The following is a 16,285-nucleotide window of genomic DNA, read 5'->3' as shown; positions in this document are numbered from 1 at the left end:
GATCTTTTCCGCCGACGAGCCGCAGCCCGCGCCGCAAAGCCGCACCGGCGCGCTTTACGGCTCCGACGTCGAATCCGAAGTCAGCCTGAAGACCATTCCCTTCCCGACCGGCAAGACCAGCATGCAGATGGCATCCGGCCTGTCGCTCGAGGAGGTCGAAGAGAATGTGCGCTCCAACGGCTCGGTGCTGACCGACGGCAACACTCAGCTGGCAGCCCTTTATTACGTCGATCCGCGTCGTTTCTCCAACGAGGACGCCGATGTCGATCTGACCGCCGGTCTGTCCGCCCGCGTGCTCGAACAGAACATGACGGTCTCCGCATCGGAATCGATCACGCCGCAGACCGAAGAATTCGCCGACGACATCCTGCCGGTGCGCGTCGACACGCCGATCGCCAAGGCGCTGACGGATTCAGGCTATCCGCAGCAATATGCCGATGGCATTGCCGGCTATATCGCGCAGCAGCTGGGTTCCGGTGATCTCGACAAGGGCGACGTACTGCGCATCGGCATCATTCAGAAGGGCGAACAGGCAAAGATCATCCGAGCCAGCGTCTATCGCGGCACGCGCCATCTCGTCACCGTGGCCGTCGACGACAAGGGCAGGTACGTGCCCGGCAGCGAGCCGCCGATGCTGGATGCCATCGCCACCGCCTTCGATGACAATTCCTTCGCACCGCCCCCCGGCCAGAACCTGCCGCGCGTCTATGACGGCATCTATCGTGCTGCCCTTTCCTACGGCATGACGAAGGATATGACGGCGCTGATCATCAAGCTGCTCGCCAGCAATGTCGATTTCCAGGCGCAGCTGAGGCCGACCGACAGTCTCGAAGCCTTCTTCTCCGTCGCCGACAGCGCCGGTCAGGCGACCGAGGATTCCGAACTGCTCTATGTCAACGCCCGTTTCGGCGATACGCAGACGCGCTTCTACCGTTTCCAGGACCCCGACGACGGCACGGTCGATTATTTCGACGAGAACGGCAAGAGCATCCGCCAGTTCCTGCTGCGCAACCCGGTTCCGAACGGCATCTTCAAATCCGGCTTCGGCATGCGCCGCCACCCGATCCTCGGTTTCGCCCGCATGCACACCGGCGTCGATTGGGCAGCACCGCGCGGCACGGCGATCATCGCCGCCGGCAACGGTACGGTCGAAAAAGCCGGCTGGGATTCCGGCGGTTACGGCAACCAGACGATCGTGCGCCATGCCAACGGCTATGAATCCTCCTACAATCACCAGAGCGCCATCGCCAAGGGCGTCGTCCCCGGTGCCAAGATCCGCCAGGGTCAGGTGATCGGCTGGGTCGGCACGACCGGCGAATCCACCGGCCCTCACCTGCATTACGAGCTGATCGTCAACGGCACCAAGGTCGATCCGCTGCGCATCCGCCTGCCGGGCGGCAAATCGCTGCAGGGCGAGGCGCTGGCGAAATTCGAAGACGAGCGCAAACGCATCGATACGCTGCTCAACAACCAGACGCCGGACCAGGTGGCGAGCAAGTAGCGTCCATCTACGCTGCTTCCCTTCCAACAGACGGCCCCGATCATTCAATAAAAAATGGCGGCCGAAGCCGCCATTTCTCATTCATCCGGCAAACCTATTTATGCTGCTTCGCTCACCGTCTGCCTCGTCCTGAACTGCAGCCGGTCCGAACCGCTCGTCACCGTCACCGTCGATCCATCCGGCACTTGGCCAGACAGGATCTGCTCGGCCAGCGGATCCTGCACGAACTTCTGGATCACCCGCTTCAGCGGCCTTGCGCCGTAGACCGGATCGTAACCCTTGTTCGCCAGCCAGTGGCGGGCTTCCTCGTCGAGATCGATGACGATCTTGCGCTCTGACAGCAGAGCTACCAGCCGCTTCAGCTGGATATCGACGATCGCGCCCATCTCCTCGCGCTTCAGGCGATGGAACAGAATGATCTCGTCGATGCGGTTCAGGAATTCCGGCCGGAAATGCCCGCGCACGACCTCCATCACCTGCTCGCGAACCGTGTCGCTGTCGTCGCCGTCCCTCAGTTGCGTCAGATATTCGGCGCCGAGGTTCGAGGTCATGATGATCATCGTGTTGCGGAAATCGACCGTCCGGCCCTGACCGTCGGTCAAGCGTCCATCGTCCAGCACCTGCAGCAGGATGTTGAAGACGTCGGGATGCGCCTTTTCGATCTCGTCGAACAGCACGACCTGATAGGGCCTGCGGCGCACGGCTTCCGTCAGCGCTCCGCCTTCGTCATAACCGACGTAGCCGGGAGGCGCGCCGATCAGCCGGGCAACGGAGTGCTTCTCCATATATTCCGACATGTCCATGCGCACCATCGCCGTTTCGTCGTCGAAGAGGAAGCGGGCGAGCGCCTTAGTGAGCTCCGTCTTGCCGACGCCGGTCGGACCGAGGAAGATGAACGAGCCGATCGGCCGGTTCGGATCCTGCAGGCCGGCGCGCGCGCGGCGAACGGCGCGCGACACGGCCTGAACCGCATCGCCCTGGCCGATCACCGATTTCGCCAGTTCGTCTTCCATCCGGAGCAGCTTATCGCGTTCGCCCTCTAGCATCCTATCGACCGGAATGCCGGTCCAGCGGGAAACGACATGGGCGATGTTATCGGGGGTGACCACCTCCTGCACCATCGCGCCGCGGTCGCCATCCTGCTTCTCGGCATCGACGAGCTGCTTCTCAAGGTCGGGAATGACGCCGTAGGTCAGCTCGCCGGCACGCTGGAATTCGCCTTTGCGCTGGGCGATCGCCAGTTCGTTGCGGGCATCATCGAGCTGCTTCTTGAGATCGGCGGCAAGGCCGAGTTTCTGCTTTTCCGCCTGCCAGCGGGCCGTCAGCGCATCGGCCTGTTCCTCGAGATCGGTCACTTCGGTTTCAAGCCGCTTCAGCCGGTCGGCGGACGCGACGTCCGTTTCCTTTTTCAGCGCTTCGCGCTCGATCTTCAGCTGCATGATGCGACGGTCGAGTTCGTCGAGTTCTTCCGGCTTGGAATCAACCTGCATGCGCAACCGCGCCGCCGCCTCGTCCATCAGGTCGATCGCCTTGTCGGGTAGGAAACGGTCGGTGATATAGCGGTTGGAAAGTGTCGCAGCCGCCACCAGCGCCGCATCGGCGATGCGCACCTTGTGATGCTGCTCGTATTTTTCCTTCAGGCCGCGCAGGATCGAGATCGTGTCTTCGACCGTCGGTTCGTCGACGACAACGGGCTGGAAGCGGCGGGCAAGGGCCGGATCCTTCTCGACATGTTTGCGATATTCGTCGAGCGTGGTCGCGCCGACGCAATGCAGCTCACCGCGGGCAAGGGCCGGCTTCAGGAGGTTCGAGGCATCCATCGCCCCATCCGCCTTGCCGGCGCCCACCAGCGTATGCATCTCGTCGATGAACAGGATGATCTCGCCGTTTTCCGCCTGGACCTCGTTGAGCACGGCCTTCAGCCGCTCCTCGAATTCGCCGCGGTATTTCGCACCGGCAATCAGCGCGCCCATATCGAGCGCCATCAGTTTCTTGTCCTTGAGCGATTCCGGCACGTCACCGTTGACGATGCGCAGCGCCAGGCCCTCGACGATCGCAGTCTTGCCGACGCCGGGTTCTCCGATCAGCACAGGATTGTTCTTGGTACGGCGCGAAAGCACCTGGATGGTGCGGCGGATTTCGTCATCGCGGCCGATGACCGGGTCGAGCCTACCCTCACGGGCTTCGGCAGTGAGATCGCGTGCGAACTTTTTCAGCGAGTCGAAACCCTGCTCGGCATTGGAGGAATCCGCCGTCCGACCCTTGCGGATGTCGTTGATGACCTGGTTGAGGCCCTGGGCCGTCACGCCTGCGTTCTTCAGCGTCGAAAAGGTCGAGGCCGAGGATTCGATCGCCAGCGCCTGCAGCAGGCGCTCGACCGTGACGAAGCTGTCGCCAGCCTTCTTCGCCGCTTCTTCGGCGGTCGAAAGCACCTTGGCGAGTGGTTGTGCCAGATAGATATTGCCGTTGCCGCCGGAGATCTTCGGCAATTTGGCGAGAGCCGCGTCATTGGCCAGGCGGGCGGCCTTGGCATCGCCGCCGGCGCGCTCGATCAGCGACGCCGCCATGCCCTGATCGTCGTCGAGCAGGACTTTCAGCACATGTTCCGGCGTAAATTGCTGGTGACCCTGCGCCAACGCATAGGTCTGGGCGGACTGGATGAAACCGCGCACCCGCTCCGAATATTTCTCGATATTCATATTCTACCTCCATGGATCGCCCTGCCCTGACGAGGCGCAGACCAATGATTGAGATCGACCCCCTGAAAAGGCAGGCCGCGCTTGGCCCGTAAGGGATTCGGGCGAAGCAGTTCGAGGAGAATATGGTAGCCTGTTCTGTGAGTTTAAAGAGCCCATAAAATGAAAATCCCCGGCACAAGGCCGGGGATTTTCAAGCTAATTCGAGTAGATGGCATGAACGTCACGCTCTCCCCTGAAGGGAAAGCGAAATCCTCATTCCGATGCGACGTCAGCCAGCACCGGCGCCTCGGCAGAGGCACCCTCGCCTTCAGCGGCGGCTTCTTCGCCCTCAGCACCGCGACGCGGGCGCCGGGGACGGCTGCCGGTGCTGCGGCGGCGGGGCTGGCGTTCGCGCGGCTGGCCGCCGGCACCTTCCTCGTCCATGGCGACTTCGGCCGGAATGCCTTCGATCTCCGGCTGAGGGCCGGTTCCATCGATGACCTCGGACTGGGGTGCCGGTGCAGGCGCCTGAGCGGCTACCGGCTTCGGCTGTGCCTGCGGCTGGTGCTGTCTGCTCTGTTGCGGCTGGTGCGGCCTGCTCTGCGGCGGCTGGACGATAACGACATCGTCGCCGTCATTGTCATTCTCATTGTCATTGTTGTCCATATCGTCGCCGTCACGGTCCGCACCGTCGCGATCATTATACTCGCCGCGGTCGTCGCGCTGGAAGCGTTCCTGCATCTGCGCCTGGGCGCTGGCGATGATACGATTATAATGTTCGGCGTGCTGGAGATAGTTCTCGGCAATCACGCGGTCGCCGGAGCTTTGGGCGTCGCGGGCGAGCTGCGCGTATTTTTCGGCGATATGCTGCGCAGTACCGCGAATCTTCACATCGGGGCCGGAGCTGTCATAAGTCCGGGTTAGCGGATTGCCGCCCTTGCGGTTGAAATTGTTGTTATTGTTATTTCCACCGCCGCCACCGCCGCCGTTATTATTGTTACCACGCCCTCGACCGCGCTTGTTCTGCTGTCCTGGCCTCATAGATCGTTCACCTGAATTCTCTGTTTGTGATGGATACATGGCACCAACCGCCATGACCGGAAAACCGGATCAGGACCTTTGTGCCGCGAGCATACTGCGCCTTTGCGCCGACCTGCCGCTTGGTTCTCAAGTCAGTTTGACTGATTCACGCATTGGGTCGTGTTCAACCGTTGAAACTCTCGTTTAAAAGAGCGGACCCCCGAGGCAAACCAAGTACCGAACGAATCTCGTTCATTCCTATCTGCCCAACACGTGACCGCAACCTATATTGCTTCACCGGGAAATCCAAGCCTTTTCTTCGCAATAACAATAATGTCTCGTCCAATGCCGCATTATCGTCTTTCACGCGAGCGCGAACACGAGCACCCTGTCGTTCTGACCATAATCTTTCACGGATTTGAGGCACCTGAAGCCTTTCGCTTCAAAGATCGCCGTCACGTCGTTTCGCTGATCGTAGCCGATCTCCAGTCCGACGACCCCATCGGGCCTGATGAACCTTGCCGCATCCTTGGCTATGGCTTTGTAAGCGTCAAGCCCATCCGGGCCGCCATCCAGAGCCGCCGCCGGATCAAATTTCGTCACTTCGGGAGCGAGATCGTGAATGACATTGGAAGCAATATAGGGCGGATTTGAGACAATCGCGTGAAAGGATCCCTGGATGTCCTCGAACCAACTTGACTGTACGGCCTCAAAACGATCCTGCAACCCGTTTCTTTCTGCATTCGATCTTGCCGTCAAAAGTGCATCCGCCGATATGTCGCTGCCGACACCTGATGCATGAGGACATTCGCTCAAAAGCGCAAGGCATATCGCCCCGGTCCCGGTTCCCATGTCAAGGATATGGAGACGGTTTTGCGCCTTTGCAAGGTCTTTGAGATAGACGAGAACCGTATCGACCAGGATTTCCGTATCCGGCCGCGGTTCCAGCGTTTCAGCCGAGAGCCGAAGCGGCAGGCCGTAGAATTCACGCTCGCCGAGAATGCGATGCACCGGCTCATGACCAAGCCGCCGCTCCAGCGCCTTGAAAATCACTTCGGCCTGCTCGGCAGAAAGCCTTTCGGCCGATCGCGTCAACAGCTCGGTCGGCGACAGTGTCAGAAGACCCGCGACAAGCAGCCGCGCATCGGTCGCCGGGTCGACGATACCTGCTTCGGTGAAGCGGCGGCGCGCATCGGCAAGCATATCGGCGACCGTCGAGCTCATTGTTGCTCGCCGAGCTGCGCCAGCTGGCTCGCCTGGTAATCAGCCATCAGCGCGTCGACAACCTCCTCGATCTCGCCTTCCATCATCCGGTCGAGCTTATAGAGCGTCAGATTGATGCGATGGTCCGTCACCCGCCCCTGCGGGAAATTATAGGTACGGATACGTTCCGAGCGGTCGCCGGAGCCGACCTGACTCTTGCGATCGGCAGAGCGCTCGCTATCGGCCCTCTGCCGCTCGGCATCATAAAGCCTGGAGCGCAGCACCTGCATCGCCTTGGCGCGATTTTGGTGTTGCGATTTTTCCGAACTGGTGACGACGATGCCGCTCGGCAGGTGGGTGATGCGCACTGCCGAGTCCGTCGTATTGACGTGCTGGCCGCCAGCACCCGAAGAGCGCATCGTGTCGATGCGGATGTCTTCGGCCCGGATCTCGATGTCGATTTCCTCGGCCTCCGGCAGCACCGCAACCGTTGCGGCCGACGTATGGATACGCCCACCCGCCTCGGTTTCCGGCACGCGTTGCACGCGATGCACGCCGGATTCGAATTTCAGCTTGGCAAAGACCCCCCTGCCGGTGATCGTCGCGATGATTTCCTTGTAGCCGCCGGCTTCGCCCTCACTTGCCGAGAGCACCTCCACCTTCCAGCCCTTTTCCGCCGCAAAGCGCTCATACATGCGAAAGAGATCGCCGGCGAAAAGAGCCGCTTCCGAGCCGCCCGTGCCGGCTCGGATTTCGAGGATCGCACTCTTTTCGTCGGCTGCATCCTTCGGCAGAAGCAGGATCTGCATCTCCTGCTCGAGCGACTCGATCTGCTCTTTCACATCGGGCAGCTCCAGCTCGGCGAGGTCGCGCATTTCGCGGTCGACCGACCTGTCCTCGAGCAGCGTTTCGAGATCGGCAAGCTCGGCGACCGCCTTTTCATAGACGCGGATCTTCGTCACGACCGGCTGCAGCTCGGAATATTCGGATGCGAGCTTCACATAGACATCGGCAGCCGGGCCAGCCGACATGCGCGCCTCGATCTCGCCGAAACGACGTTCCAGCTCGCGCATCTTTTCAACGGGAAGCTTCGCCACCCTTCACTCCGATTCTTCTTAATCTCTGTCTAAAGGGGAATATTGTGGCTCTCGGCGAAGCGGGCAAGCACTTCGCGCATCGGCATCAAGGCGTGGTGATCGTCCAGCACCTCATCCATCGCCTTCGTCAGCGCCCCGACGTCGAGCCCGAGCAGCATCGCCTTCACCGGTCCGATCGAGGCCGGCGACATCGAGATCGAGCGGAAGCCGATACCGAGCAGCGCCATCGCCGAGATCGGTTTGCTGGCGAGCTCGCCACAGAGCGTCACCGGCGTCTTGTTCCGCTCCGCCCCCCGCACGATATCGCGCAGGATGCGCAAGAACGGCTTGCCGAGCGGATCGAAGCGGTCCGAGACCCGCGCATTGCCGCGATCGACCGCCATCGAGAACTGGAAGAGATCGTTCGAACCGACCGAGACGAAATCGACCGCCTCCATCAGCTCGTCGAGCTGCCAAAGCAGTGCCGGCACCTCCAGCATCGCGCCGAATTGCAGCTTGCGCGGCAGCCCGTGGCCGAAGCGCGACAGATGCTGCACTTCCTTCTGCAAGAGCTCACGCACCATCTTCAGCTCGGAAACCTCGGTCACCATCGGCACCATCAGCTTCAGCTCGGTGTCGGCCGATGCCTTCAGCAGGGCGCGCAACTGGGTGCGCAACAATCCCGGCCGGTCGAGCGACAGCCGGATGGCGCGCCAGCCAAGTGCGGGATTTTCTTCCTCATGGCCGCGGAAATAGGGCACCACCTTGTCGCCGCCGATATCGAGCGTACGGAAGGTGACGGTGCGGCCCGCCGCCTGCTTTATCACATTGCGATAGAACTGCTCCTGCTCCTCCGCCTTCGGCATGGTGGAGGCGATCATGAACTGCAGCTCGGTGCGGAACAGGCCGATGCCCTCGGCGCCCGATTCCGAAAGCTGCGGCAGGTCGACCAGCAGGCCGGCATTCATCATCAGCGCGATCCGCTGCCCATCCTTGGTCACCGGCTCGACGGCACGCAGCGCCCGGAACTGCTCCTGCCGCCTGGCGCGGAAGCGAACCTTTTCCTCGTAGGAACGCCGGTGATCGGCCATCGGCCGCAGATGCACATGTCCCTCGTCGGCGTCGATGATCACCGCATCGCCGTTCTCGGCGAGCGCCACCACGCCCGCTGCCTGACCGATGACCGGAATGCCCATGGCGCGCGCGACGATCACCACATGGCTCGTTACCGCCCCTTCTTCCAGCACTAGCCCGCGGACATTGGAACGCGGATAATCGAGCAGTTCGGCTGCTCCCATGGCGCGCGCCAGGATGATCGCATCGCTGGGGAAACCTTCGCCGGTCGTCCGGCCGGTATAACCGGTCAACTGTCTGAGCAGCCGATTCGCCAGATCCTCGAAATCATGCATGCGTTCGCGCAGATAAGGGTCGGTCAACCGCATCATCCGCGCCTTGGTGTCGCTTTGCACCTTCTCGACTGCTGCTTCCGCCGTCAGGCCGTTGCGGATCGCCTCCTCGAGCTTGCGCACCCAGCCCTGGTCATGGGCGAACATGCGATAGGTTTCGAGCACCTCGCGATGTTCGCCTTCCATCGAGACGTCACGGCGCGACAGCATATCGTCGATCGAGATCCTGAGCGAGCCCATGGCTTCGGCCAGCCGCCGGATTTCCTTCTCGGCATCCTCGTTCAGCAGATTGGTGACGACGATGCGCGGCTCGTGCAGCACGACGTAACCGAGGCCGATGCCGTCATTATAAGTATCGCCGTCGACGGTGACCGAACGCGTCAGGTCGAGTTCGAGGCCCGGCTTGGTGATCTTCTTGAGCTCACCGGTGGCGATCATCTCTGCCAGCACCATCGCCGTCGTCTCGAGCGCTTCTAGCTCTTCCTCGCGATAGTTGCGGCTTGCCTTGTTCTGCACGACGAGAACGCCAAGCGAGCGCCCGGTCCTGAGGATCGGCACGCCGAGGAAGGAATGGTAGATTTCTTCACCCGTTTCCGGCAGGTAGCGGAACGCAGGATGCGACTGCGCGTCGGAAAGGTTCAACGGCTGGGCCGAGGCCGCGATGGTGCCGACCAGGCCCTGCCCCATCTTCAATTGCGCCAGATGCACGGCCTCGCGGTTGAGGCCTTCGGTCGCGTAGAGTTCGAGGACGCCGTCGGCGCGCAGCACATAGACGGAGCAAACCTCCGCCACCATGTTGCCGGCGATCTGGCGGACGATCCGGTCAAGACGATCCTGCGGCTCCAGCGGCTCCGCCATCAACTCGCGCAGCCGCCTGAGCAGCACGCGCGGACCGCCGGAAAGGTCTCTCATGGCGTCTCAAGCTCCCGAAACAACGCACTTAGTCCCGGCGGGCCGGCCTCATCTCCTCAACCTGAAGGGGCAGGCCGCCCGCTGGGAATCAATTCTTATCCAGACCGTAGCAGGAATGCAAAGTCCTGACAGCGAGTTCTGCATAGGGACCGTCGATCAGGATGGAAATCTTGATCTCGGAGGTGGTGATCGCCTTGATGTTGATGCCTTTTTCGGCAAGTGCACGAAATGCGGTAGCGGCAACGCCCGCGTGGCTGCGCATGCCGATGCCGATGACCGATACTTTCACCAGCCCCGATTCGTTCTGCACGACGTCGTAGCCGATCTTCTCCTTATGGTCGCCGAGCACCTTGATCGCCTTCTCGACGTCGCCTGACGGCACGGTGAAGGTCATGTCTGTCTTCGACCCGTCCTCGGAAATATTCTGGACGATCATGTCGACATTAATATGGGATTCGGCGAGCGGCCCGAAGATCGCCGCGGAGACGCCCGGCCGATCGGCAAGACGGCGAAGCGAGATCTGAGCCTCATCCTTGGCATAGGCGATGCCGGTGACTACTTCCTGTTCCACGATTTCATCCTCGTCACAAATCAGCGTTCCGGGCGGGTTCAGCAGATCGCCCATGCCCGGAGCATCGGGATCTTCGAATGATGAGCGCACGAAGGTGCGCACCTTGTGTACCATGGCAAGCTCGACCGAGCGCACCTGCAGTACCTTGGCGCCGAGCGAGGCCATTTCCAGCATTTCCTCGAAGGCGATCTTCTTCAGCCTGCGCGCCTTCGGCACGATGCGCGGGTCGGTCGTGTAGACGCCGTCGACATCAGTATAGATATCGCAGCGATCCGCCTTGACAGCTGCCGCGATTGCGACGGCTGAAGTGTCCGATCCGCCGCGTCCGAGCGTCGCGATCCGGTTGTCGGGTCCCAGCCCCTGGAAGCCGGAGATGACGGCGACCTGCCCCTCGCCCATCCGCTTGACGATGTCTGAGCCGTCAATCTCCATGATCCGTGCCGCGCCATGCGCATTGTCGGTGCGGATCGGGATCTGCCATCCCTGCCAGGAACGCGCATTGATATCCATCGCCTGCAATGCGATTGCCAGCAGCCCCGAGGTCACCTGCTCGCCGGAGGCGACCACCGCATCATATTCCCGCGCATCGTAAAATGGAGAATTGGCGCCGATCACCTTCGGCGTGCCCTGGACCCAGCCGACCAGTTCATTGGTCTTGCCGGACATGGCCGAGACGACCACCGCCACCTCGTGCCCGGCATCGACTTCGCGTTTTACGTGGCGGGCAACATTCTTGATGCGGTCCAGGTCAGCGACGGACGTGCCGCCGAATTTCATTACGATGCGTGCCATATGCCTCTACCACGACTGGCGCCGGGAAAGCGGAAAACCGGACCCGGCATCACGAAAGCTCTGGGGCAGACCGCTTGGGCCAGAGAGCCGGATTCCCAACTTCTGGAACCGCTCTAAAAGCCCAGGCCCCAAAGGCCCCAAGTTGCGGCGTCTCTTAGCGAGTTTGGCGAGGGGAGGCAAGCGCACGCGACAAAAGCTATTGGTGAGCGGTTCCGCACTCGCCAATCCCCTGATCCGCGCCCCTTGACTTATGCCCCCGATCATCCGACTTCACATGTCACGAATGAAGGAGTGGACGATGACGGAAGGCGCCAAAAGCACGATCGACCAGGGCGAAGTGGACCGCTTCTCGGCGATGGCGGCGGAATGGTGGAGCCCGACCGGCAAGTTCAAACCACTGCACAAGTTCAATCCCGTCCGGCTCGCCTATATCCGCGACAAGGCCTGCGAGAATTTCAGCCGTGATCCAAAAAGCGCACGCCCGCTGGAGGGTCTGCGCGTGCTGGATATCGGCTGCGGCGGCGGTCTGTTGTCCGAACCTGTCGCCCGCATGGGCGCCTCGGTCGTCGGCGCCGATCCGTCCGAGAAGAATATTGGCATCGCCTCCACCCATGCCAAGGCCTCCGGCGTTTCGGTCAACTATCGCGCCGTCACCGCCGAAGAGCTCGCTGAGGCTGGCGAGACCTTCGATATCGTCTTGAATATGGAAGTGGTGGAGCACGTCGCCGATGTCGAATTCTTCATGACGACCTGCGCAAAAATGGTCCGCCCCGGCGGCCTGATCTTCGTTGCCACCATCAACCGAACGATGAAGGCGGCAGCGCTTGCCATCTTCGCCGCCGAGAACATTCTGCGCTGGCTGCCGCGCGGAACGCATCAGTATGAAAAGCTGGTACGCCCGGAAGAGCTGGAAAAGCCGCTGGTGGCAAGCGGCCTTGAGATCACCGACCGCACCGGCGTCTTCTTCAATCCGCTGTCGAACCAGTGGAACCTGTCCAAGGATATGGACGTAAATTATATGCTGCTGGCGAAGCGGCCGGCATAGCTCCCGCCATCAATAAGCCGGCTATTTTCAGCGCGACACGCAGGCTGAAATCATGGACAGCAAGCGGCGTGAACTTCATGTCAGTTCACGTCTTCCGGCAAGACGGGAATGGCTGCGATCTCGATGCCCTCTTCCAAGAGCGCCTGCGCCTCGTCGACCGTCGCCTGGCCGATGATGCCGCGGGCATCCGCCTCGCCGTAATGGATCTTGCGGGCTTCCTCGGGAAACTGCGTGCCGACGTCCTCGGAATTGGCCTTGACCGCAGCGACGGCTTCTTTGAGCTTTTGCAGGGCCTCCTGACGCATGGCATTCATCGCCAGCGTCTGCCTCTCGTCCTTCTTCCGCGCGGTCGACACCGAAGGCGCCATCAACAGCTTCGAAATGGCGGCGGAATGACAGACCGGGCAGGTCAGAAAACCGGTTTCGATCTGACGATCAAAATCGGCGCTTTCCGAAAACCAACCTTCGAATTCATGGGCATTGTCACAGGTGAGGGAATAGCGGATCAAGCGGCGACGCCTCCGGCGACTGCCCCCGCAATCTTCTCGACCGAGAATTCCCGGCCATTCCTCAGGTTCGGGATCTTGTCATGCGCGGCCTTGACCGCGGTGGGATCGATCTCGGCGACGATAACCGCCTCACCGGTGGCGCCGGCCGACGCCAGCACCATGCCCCAGGGATCGACGATCATCGAATGGCCGAAGGTCTCGCGCCCATCCTCATGCCGGCCGGCCTGCGCGGCGGCGATGACGAAGACACCGTTCTCGATCGCGCGTGCCCTGAGCAGGATCTCCCAATGCGCCTCGCCGGTCTGCTTGGTGAAGGCGGCAGGAACAGTCATCACCTCGGCGCCGGCAACCGCCTGGGCGCGAAAGAGTGCGGGAAACCGCACGTCATAGCAGATCGCAAAGCCCATTTCGGCAAAGGGCAGCGACAGGACGCGGGCCTCCGAGCCGGCTGTATAGGCGGCACTTTCACGCCAGCTCTCGCCATTGTCGAGGTCGACATCGAACATATGAATCTTGTCGTAACGATTGAGGATCCTGCCGTCGGGACCGAAGAGGAAGCCGCGATTGGCGATCTTGCCGTCGGCAAGGGCGATCGCCGTCGAACCGACATGCATGTGGATGCCGAGTTCCCTGGCGAGCTCTGAGCCGGTCTTGACGATAATGTCATGCGCCTCGTCGGCGAGCACGGCGCGTGCGGCCGCACGGTCGCGCTGCAGCATGCCGGTCATCTCGGGCGTCTGTACATAGGTCGCGCCCTGGCCAGCGGCCTCGCGCACCAGCCGCGCCATGGCGGCGGCATTCTTCACCGGATCGACCCCGGAACACATCTGGACGACGGCGGCCTTGAAGCTCATCGGTTCTACCTCAGGCTGCCAGCATCGGGTCGAGCTTGCCGGCCCGATCGAGCGCAAAGAGATCGTCGCAACCGCCGACATGATCGGCGCCGATGAAGATCTGCGGAAAAGTGGCACGGCCGTTCGACTTGCCGATCATCTCCTGGCGAAGATCCGGCGAAAAGGTCGCGTCGTGCTCGACATATTCGACACCCTTTTCTTCGAGAAGGGACTTGGCGCGGGTGCAATAGCCGCAGAACTGCCGTGTATAGATTGTGACGGGTACCATAATCTCTCCAGACCGATGCCGGGTATTTCTGTCATATAGGCTCGGAGAGAGCCCTTGCAAAGGTCAAAACCGTTATGTCGGCCGCACCCGCCTTGCGCAGCGTCCGGCTTGCCGCGGCAACCGTCGCCCCTGTTGTATAGACGTCGTCGATAAGGACGATGCGCTTGCCGAAAATGTCGTTTTCGCTACCCTTGGCGATCGCAAAAGCGCCCCTGACATTGTCTTCGCGCGCCTTGGCGCCAAGGCCGACCTGCTGGCTGGTGCGCTTGACGCGCATAAGCGTGGCGGCCAGCAGCGGCTTGCCCGAGAGCCTTGCCATATGGCGGGCCAGCTCGGCTGCCTGGTTGAACTTGCGCGCCAGCATACGGCTACGGTGCAGCGGCACCGGGATCAGCGCATCGCAGCTTTCGACCGTCCCGTCGGAAGCACGCAGCATCCAGGCTGCCATCATCGGCGCCAGATCGGTGCGATCGCGATATTTCAGCCCATGGACGAGATCGCGGACTGCATGGTCGTGGGTCGCAGCCGACCGCAGCCGGTCGAAGGGCGGCGGGTTGGCGATCGCCTCGGCGCTGAGTATCCCGGTGCCGAGATCATGCGAGAAGGGAATGCCGAGCACCTCGCAATAGGGCCGCTCGATGAAGCGGATACCGGACCAGCATTTCGCGCAGAGCCCGCGATGGCCGCCGGTCGAAATGCCGCAGACGGAACAGGCCGGCGGATAGAAAAAATCGGCAAGCGCCGAAAACGGCCGCAAGAGATGCGTGCGCAAGAATTCTGCCGGTCTTTTCAATTCGATTGGCCCCATGCCGCAGAGACTAGCGCGTTCTCCACGAAAGGAAAATCGTCTTGCCGCACGGGCGGCGCGGGACTAAGGACATCGCCATGGAAACGATCTTCGACAGAGCCCTGATCGCCGCACATCGCCATCGCGCGCTTGCCAACAACGATCCGAAAGCCGCCTTCCTGCTCGACATCGCCGCTGAGGAAATGGGCGAAAGGCTTTCCGTGGTCGAGCGGACTTTCGGGACCGCCGTCGAACTGCATGGCGCGACCGGTGCTGCCGCCCGGGCGGCGCTGGCAACGGGCAAGATCGGTACGATGATCCGCGTTGAAAGCGAGAAGGCCTATGCCGGGCCGGACGAAATCTTGATCGAGGCGCCGCTCGAGGACGTGCCGCTCGAACCGCAATCGGCCAATCTCATCCTTGCGCCGCTCAGCCTGCATCTGACCAACGATACGCCGGGTGTCTTCATCCAGATCCGCCGCGCCCTGAAGCCGGACGGCCTTTTCCTGGCCGCGATCCCCGGCGCCGGCACGTTACAGGAACTGCGCGACGTGCTGCTGACCGCCGAGGTCGAGATGACAGGTGGCGCAAGCCCGCGTGTCATTCCCTTCGCCGATGTGCGCGATGTCGGTAGCCTCATGCAGCGCGCCGGCTTCACGTTGCCGGTGATCGATGCGGAGAATTATACGGTGCGCTATGATTCGCTCTTTCCGCTGATGCGGGATCTGAGAGCGATGGGCATGAGCAATCCGCTTGCAGCCCGCGCCCGGATGCCACTGACGCGCGCCTTCTTCCTGCGCGCAGCGGAGATCTACGGCGAACGTTATGCCGATCCCGACGGACGTATCCGCGCCACCTTCTCGATCATCTATGTCTCGGGATGGGCTGCCCACGAGAGCCAGCAAAAGCCGCTCAAGCCGGGTTCGGCCAAGGCGCGCCTTGCCGATGCACTGAAGGTGGACGAACACAAGCTCAAACAGTGAGGGCCGGCGGCTTCTTCAATTCACCGTCATATTGTTATTGATCACGTTGAAGACGCCTTGCAAGGCGCCGGTGAAGACCCCGAGACCGGAGACGAGCGCGCCACAAATGAGGGCGGCGATCAAGCCATACTCAATTGCCGTCGCAGCTCTGTTATCTGCAAGAAATGCTTTCAAAATACGCATTATTTCGCGACCCTCTGAGCGAAACCGACGGCAAACGACCAATTCCACGACCATCGGGCGACGGCCGGCATTTTTCAGCAACCGGCGCCGACGCCATAGCCCTGGACGACGCAGACCGAGCCGGGCGTATCCTGGAGGACGCTGCGGCGGATCGTATAACGCTTGCCGCTTTCACTCTTGGGGATCGATCCCGTCGTGATCGTATCGAAATCCGCCGGAGCACTGGCAAAGACGCTTTTCTTCGAGGAATCCGCAAGCATTGGCGTCAGGATAAGCGTCAGCGCGACTACCGCCGTGCCGAACAGGAGGGCGATATTCAGCGCACCCGTCCTGCGCGAAGCAGACGAGGCCCGTTCCTTTTCCCGGACAGCTTTCCAGAAATCATCGTCCATGAGGTCAAGCCTTTTAATACACGCACGCCAGATGCTTGATTGAGGCCGATCTTTGGCAGAAGGTGTTAAACGATCCATTAATATCCACAGCCGAAAATGGTGTGG

15 protein-coding genes (1 of these 15 cut by a window edge) are annotated in these 16,285 nt (G+C 61.6%); 3 read left to right on the top strand and 12 right to left on the bottom strand.

What is annotated here, in order from left to right; all coding sequences use genetic code 11:
* On the top strand, nucleotides 1-1,501 hold the 3' portion of the coding sequence (locus FFM53_RS15665) for a M23 family metallopeptidase (RefSeq protein WP_033182109.1). 440 nt of this gene lie to the left of the window's left edge; only the last 1,501 of its 1,941 coding nucleotides appear in the window; the start codon falls outside the window, past its left edge; its stop codon occupies nucleotides 1,499-1,501.
* 98 nt (nucleotides 1,502-1,599) lie between these two features.
* Here the strand turns inward: FFM53_RS15665 and clpB are convergent, their stop codons facing one another.
* The 6 genes from clpB to FFM53_RS15635 form a co-directional block, all read right to left on the bottom strand.
* Nucleotides 1,600-4,200 carry an ATP-dependent chaperone ClpB gene (clpB, locus tag FFM53_RS15660; protein ID WP_138389577.1) on the bottom strand — a complete coding sequence of 867 codons (2,601 nt, stop codon included), beginning with the start codon at nucleotides 4,198-4,200 and terminating at the stop codon, nucleotides 1,600-1,602.
* Nucleotides 4,201-4,452: 252 nt separating this feature from the next.
* Nucleotides 4,453-5,220 carry a DUF4167 domain-containing protein gene (locus FFM53_RS15655; protein WP_018069201.1) on the bottom strand — a complete coding sequence of 256 codons (768 nt, stop codon included), beginning with the start codon at nucleotides 5,218-5,220 and terminating at the stop codon, nucleotides 4,453-4,455.
* 342 nt (nucleotides 5,221-5,562) lie between these two features.
* Complete coding sequence (gene prmC, locus FFM53_RS15650) at nucleotides 5,563-6,423, bottom strand: peptide chain release factor N(5)-glutamine methyltransferase (RefSeq protein ID WP_138331663.1); 861 nt, start codon at nucleotides 6,421-6,423, stop codon at nucleotides 5,563-5,565.
* Complete coding sequence (gene prfA / locus FFM53_RS15645; protein ID WP_138331664.1) at nucleotides 6,420-7,499, bottom strand: peptide chain release factor 1; 1,080 nt, start codon at nucleotides 7,497-7,499, stop codon at nucleotides 6,420-6,422. Before prfA ends, prmC begins: the two co-directional genes overlap by 4 nt.
* Before the next feature lie 29 nt (nucleotides 7,500-7,528).
* Nucleotides 7,529-9,796, bottom strand: a complete 2,268-nt coding sequence (gene ptsP / locus FFM53_RS15640) for a phosphoenolpyruvate--protein phosphotransferase (RefSeq protein WP_138331665.1) — start codon at nucleotides 9,794-9,796, stop codon at nucleotides 7,529-7,531.
* 88 nt (nucleotides 9,797-9,884) lie between these two features.
* Nucleotides 9,885-11,159: an aspartate kinase gene (locus FFM53_RS15635; RefSeq protein WP_011653679.1), complete on the bottom strand. Its 1,275-nt coding sequence runs from the start codon at nucleotides 11,157-11,159 to the stop codon at nucleotides 9,885-9,887.
* Nucleotides 11,160-11,457: 298 nt separating this feature from the next.
* On the opposite strand from FFM53_RS15635, the gene ubiG reads away from it, so the two are divergent.
* Nucleotides 11,458-12,204 carry a bifunctional 2-polyprenyl-6-hydroxyphenol methylase/3-demethylubiquinol 3-O-methyltransferase UbiG gene (gene ubiG, locus FFM53_RS15630; protein WP_138389576.1) on the top strand — a complete coding sequence of 249 codons (747 nt, stop codon included), beginning with the start codon at nucleotides 11,458-11,460 and terminating at the stop codon, nucleotides 12,202-12,204.
* Between the two features lie 80 nt (nucleotides 12,205-12,284).
* Here the strand turns inward: ubiG and FFM53_RS15625 are convergent, their stop codons facing one another.
* From FFM53_RS15625 to FFM53_RS15610, 4 genes are read right to left on the bottom strand one after another with little or no spacing between them, the layout of a single operon-like run.
* Entirely contained in the window at nucleotides 12,285-12,713 is a 429-nt protein-coding gene (locus FFM53_RS15625; protein ID WP_138331667.1) for a DUF1178 family protein, read from the bottom strand.
* The gene (locus tag FFM53_RS15620; RefSeq protein ID WP_138331668.1) at nucleotides 12,710-13,567 is read right to left on the bottom strand and encodes a carbon-nitrogen hydrolase family protein; all 858 of its coding nucleotides are present in this window, start codon (nucleotides 13,565-13,567) and stop codon (nucleotides 12,710-12,712) included. The genes FFM53_RS15625 and FFM53_RS15620 overlap by 4 nt, the downstream gene beginning before the upstream one ends.
* A gap of 10 nt (nucleotides 13,568-13,577) precedes the next feature.
* Nucleotides 13,578-13,835 (bottom strand): glutaredoxin 3, encoded by a 258-nt coding sequence (grxC, locus tag FFM53_RS15615; RefSeq protein ID WP_062941150.1) that lies wholly within the window; start codon nucleotides 13,833-13,835, stop codon nucleotides 13,578-13,580.
* Between the two features lie 31 nt (nucleotides 13,836-13,866).
* Nucleotides 13,867-14,643 (bottom strand): ComF family protein, encoded by a 777-nt coding sequence (locus tag FFM53_RS15610; protein ID WP_138331669.1) that lies wholly within the window; start codon nucleotides 14,641-14,643, stop codon nucleotides 13,867-13,869.
* Nucleotides 14,644-14,720: 77 nt separating this feature from the next.
* On the opposite strand from FFM53_RS15610, the gene FFM53_RS15605 reads away from it, so the two are divergent.
* A complete protein-coding gene (locus FFM53_RS15605; protein WP_138389575.1) occupies nucleotides 14,721-15,605 on the top strand; it encodes a methyltransferase domain-containing protein in 885 nt (294 codons plus the stop codon).
* A 15-nt stretch (nucleotides 15,606-15,620) separates the two neighbouring features.
* Here FFM53_RS15605 and FFM53_RS15600 read toward each other — a convergent pair whose 3' ends face one another.
* Both FFM53_RS15600 and FFM53_RS15595 read right to left on the bottom strand, forming a co-directional pair.
* Nucleotides 15,621-15,788, bottom strand: a complete 168-nt coding sequence (locus FFM53_RS15600; protein WP_138332020.1) for a Flp family type IVb pilin — start codon at nucleotides 15,786-15,788, stop codon at nucleotides 15,621-15,623.
* Between the two features lie 74 nt (nucleotides 15,789-15,862).
* On the bottom strand, nucleotides 15,863-16,180 hold the full coding sequence (locus FFM53_RS15595; RefSeq protein WP_003543245.1) for a hypothetical protein: 318 nt from the start codon (nucleotides 16,178-16,180) through the stop codon (nucleotides 15,863-15,865).
* Between the last annotated feature and the right edge of the window lie 105 nt (nucleotides 16,181-16,285).

The sequence above is a fragment of the Rhizobium indicum genome (assembly GCF_005862305.2).
Classification (GTDB): Bacteria; Pseudomonadota; Alphaproteobacteria; order Rhizobiales; family Rhizobiaceae; genus Rhizobium; species Rhizobium indicum.
This window is presented reverse-complemented; position numbering and strand designations above follow the sequence as displayed.

Bases quoted from the DNA above. Each gene is read 5' to 3' on its own strand.
- clpB (WP_138389577.1), bottom strand. From the start codon at position 4,200: ATGAATATCGAGAAATATTCGGAGCGGGTGCGCGGTTTCATCCAGTCC.
- FFM53_RS15655 (WP_018069201.1), bottom strand. From the start codon at position 5,220: ATGAGGCCAGGACAGCAGAACAAGCGCGGTCGAGGGCGTGGTAACAAT.
- prmC (WP_138331663.1), bottom strand. From the start codon at position 6,423: ATGAGCTCGACGGTCGCCGATATGCTTGCCGATGCGCGCCGCCGCTTC.
- ptsP (WP_138331665.1), bottom strand. From the start codon at position 9,796: ATGAGAGACCTTTCCGGCGGTCCGCGCGTGCTGCTCAGGCGGCTGCGC.
- FFM53_RS15635 (WP_011653679.1), bottom strand. From the start codon at position 11,159: ATGGCACGCATCGTAATGAAATTCGGCGGCACGTCCGTCGCTGACCTG.
- ubiG (WP_138389576.1), top strand. From the start codon at position 11,458: ATGACGGAAGGCGCCAAAAGCACGATCGACCAGGGCGAAGTGGACCGC.
- FFM53_RS15620 (WP_138331668.1), bottom strand. From the start codon at position 13,567: ATGAGCTTCAAGGCCGCCGTCGTCCAGATGTGTTCCGGGGTCGATCCG.
- grxC (WP_062941150.1), bottom strand. From the start codon at position 13,835: ATGGTACCCGTCACAATCTATACACGGCAGTTCTGCGGCTATTGCACC.
- FFM53_RS15610 (WP_138331669.1), bottom strand. From the start codon at position 14,643: ATGGGGCCAATCGAATTGAAAAGACCGGCAGAATTCTTGCGCACGCAT.
- FFM53_RS15605 (WP_138389575.1), top strand. From the start codon at position 14,721: ATGGAAACGATCTTCGACAGAGCCCTGATCGCCGCACATCGCCATCGC.
- FFM53_RS15600 (WP_138332020.1), bottom strand. From the start codon at position 15,788: ATGCGTATTTTGAAAGCATTTCTTGCAGATAACAGAGCTGCGACGGCA.
- FFM53_RS15595 (WP_003543245.1), bottom strand. From the start codon at position 16,180: ATGGACGATGATTTCTGGAAAGCTGTCCGGGAAAAGGAACGGGCCTCG.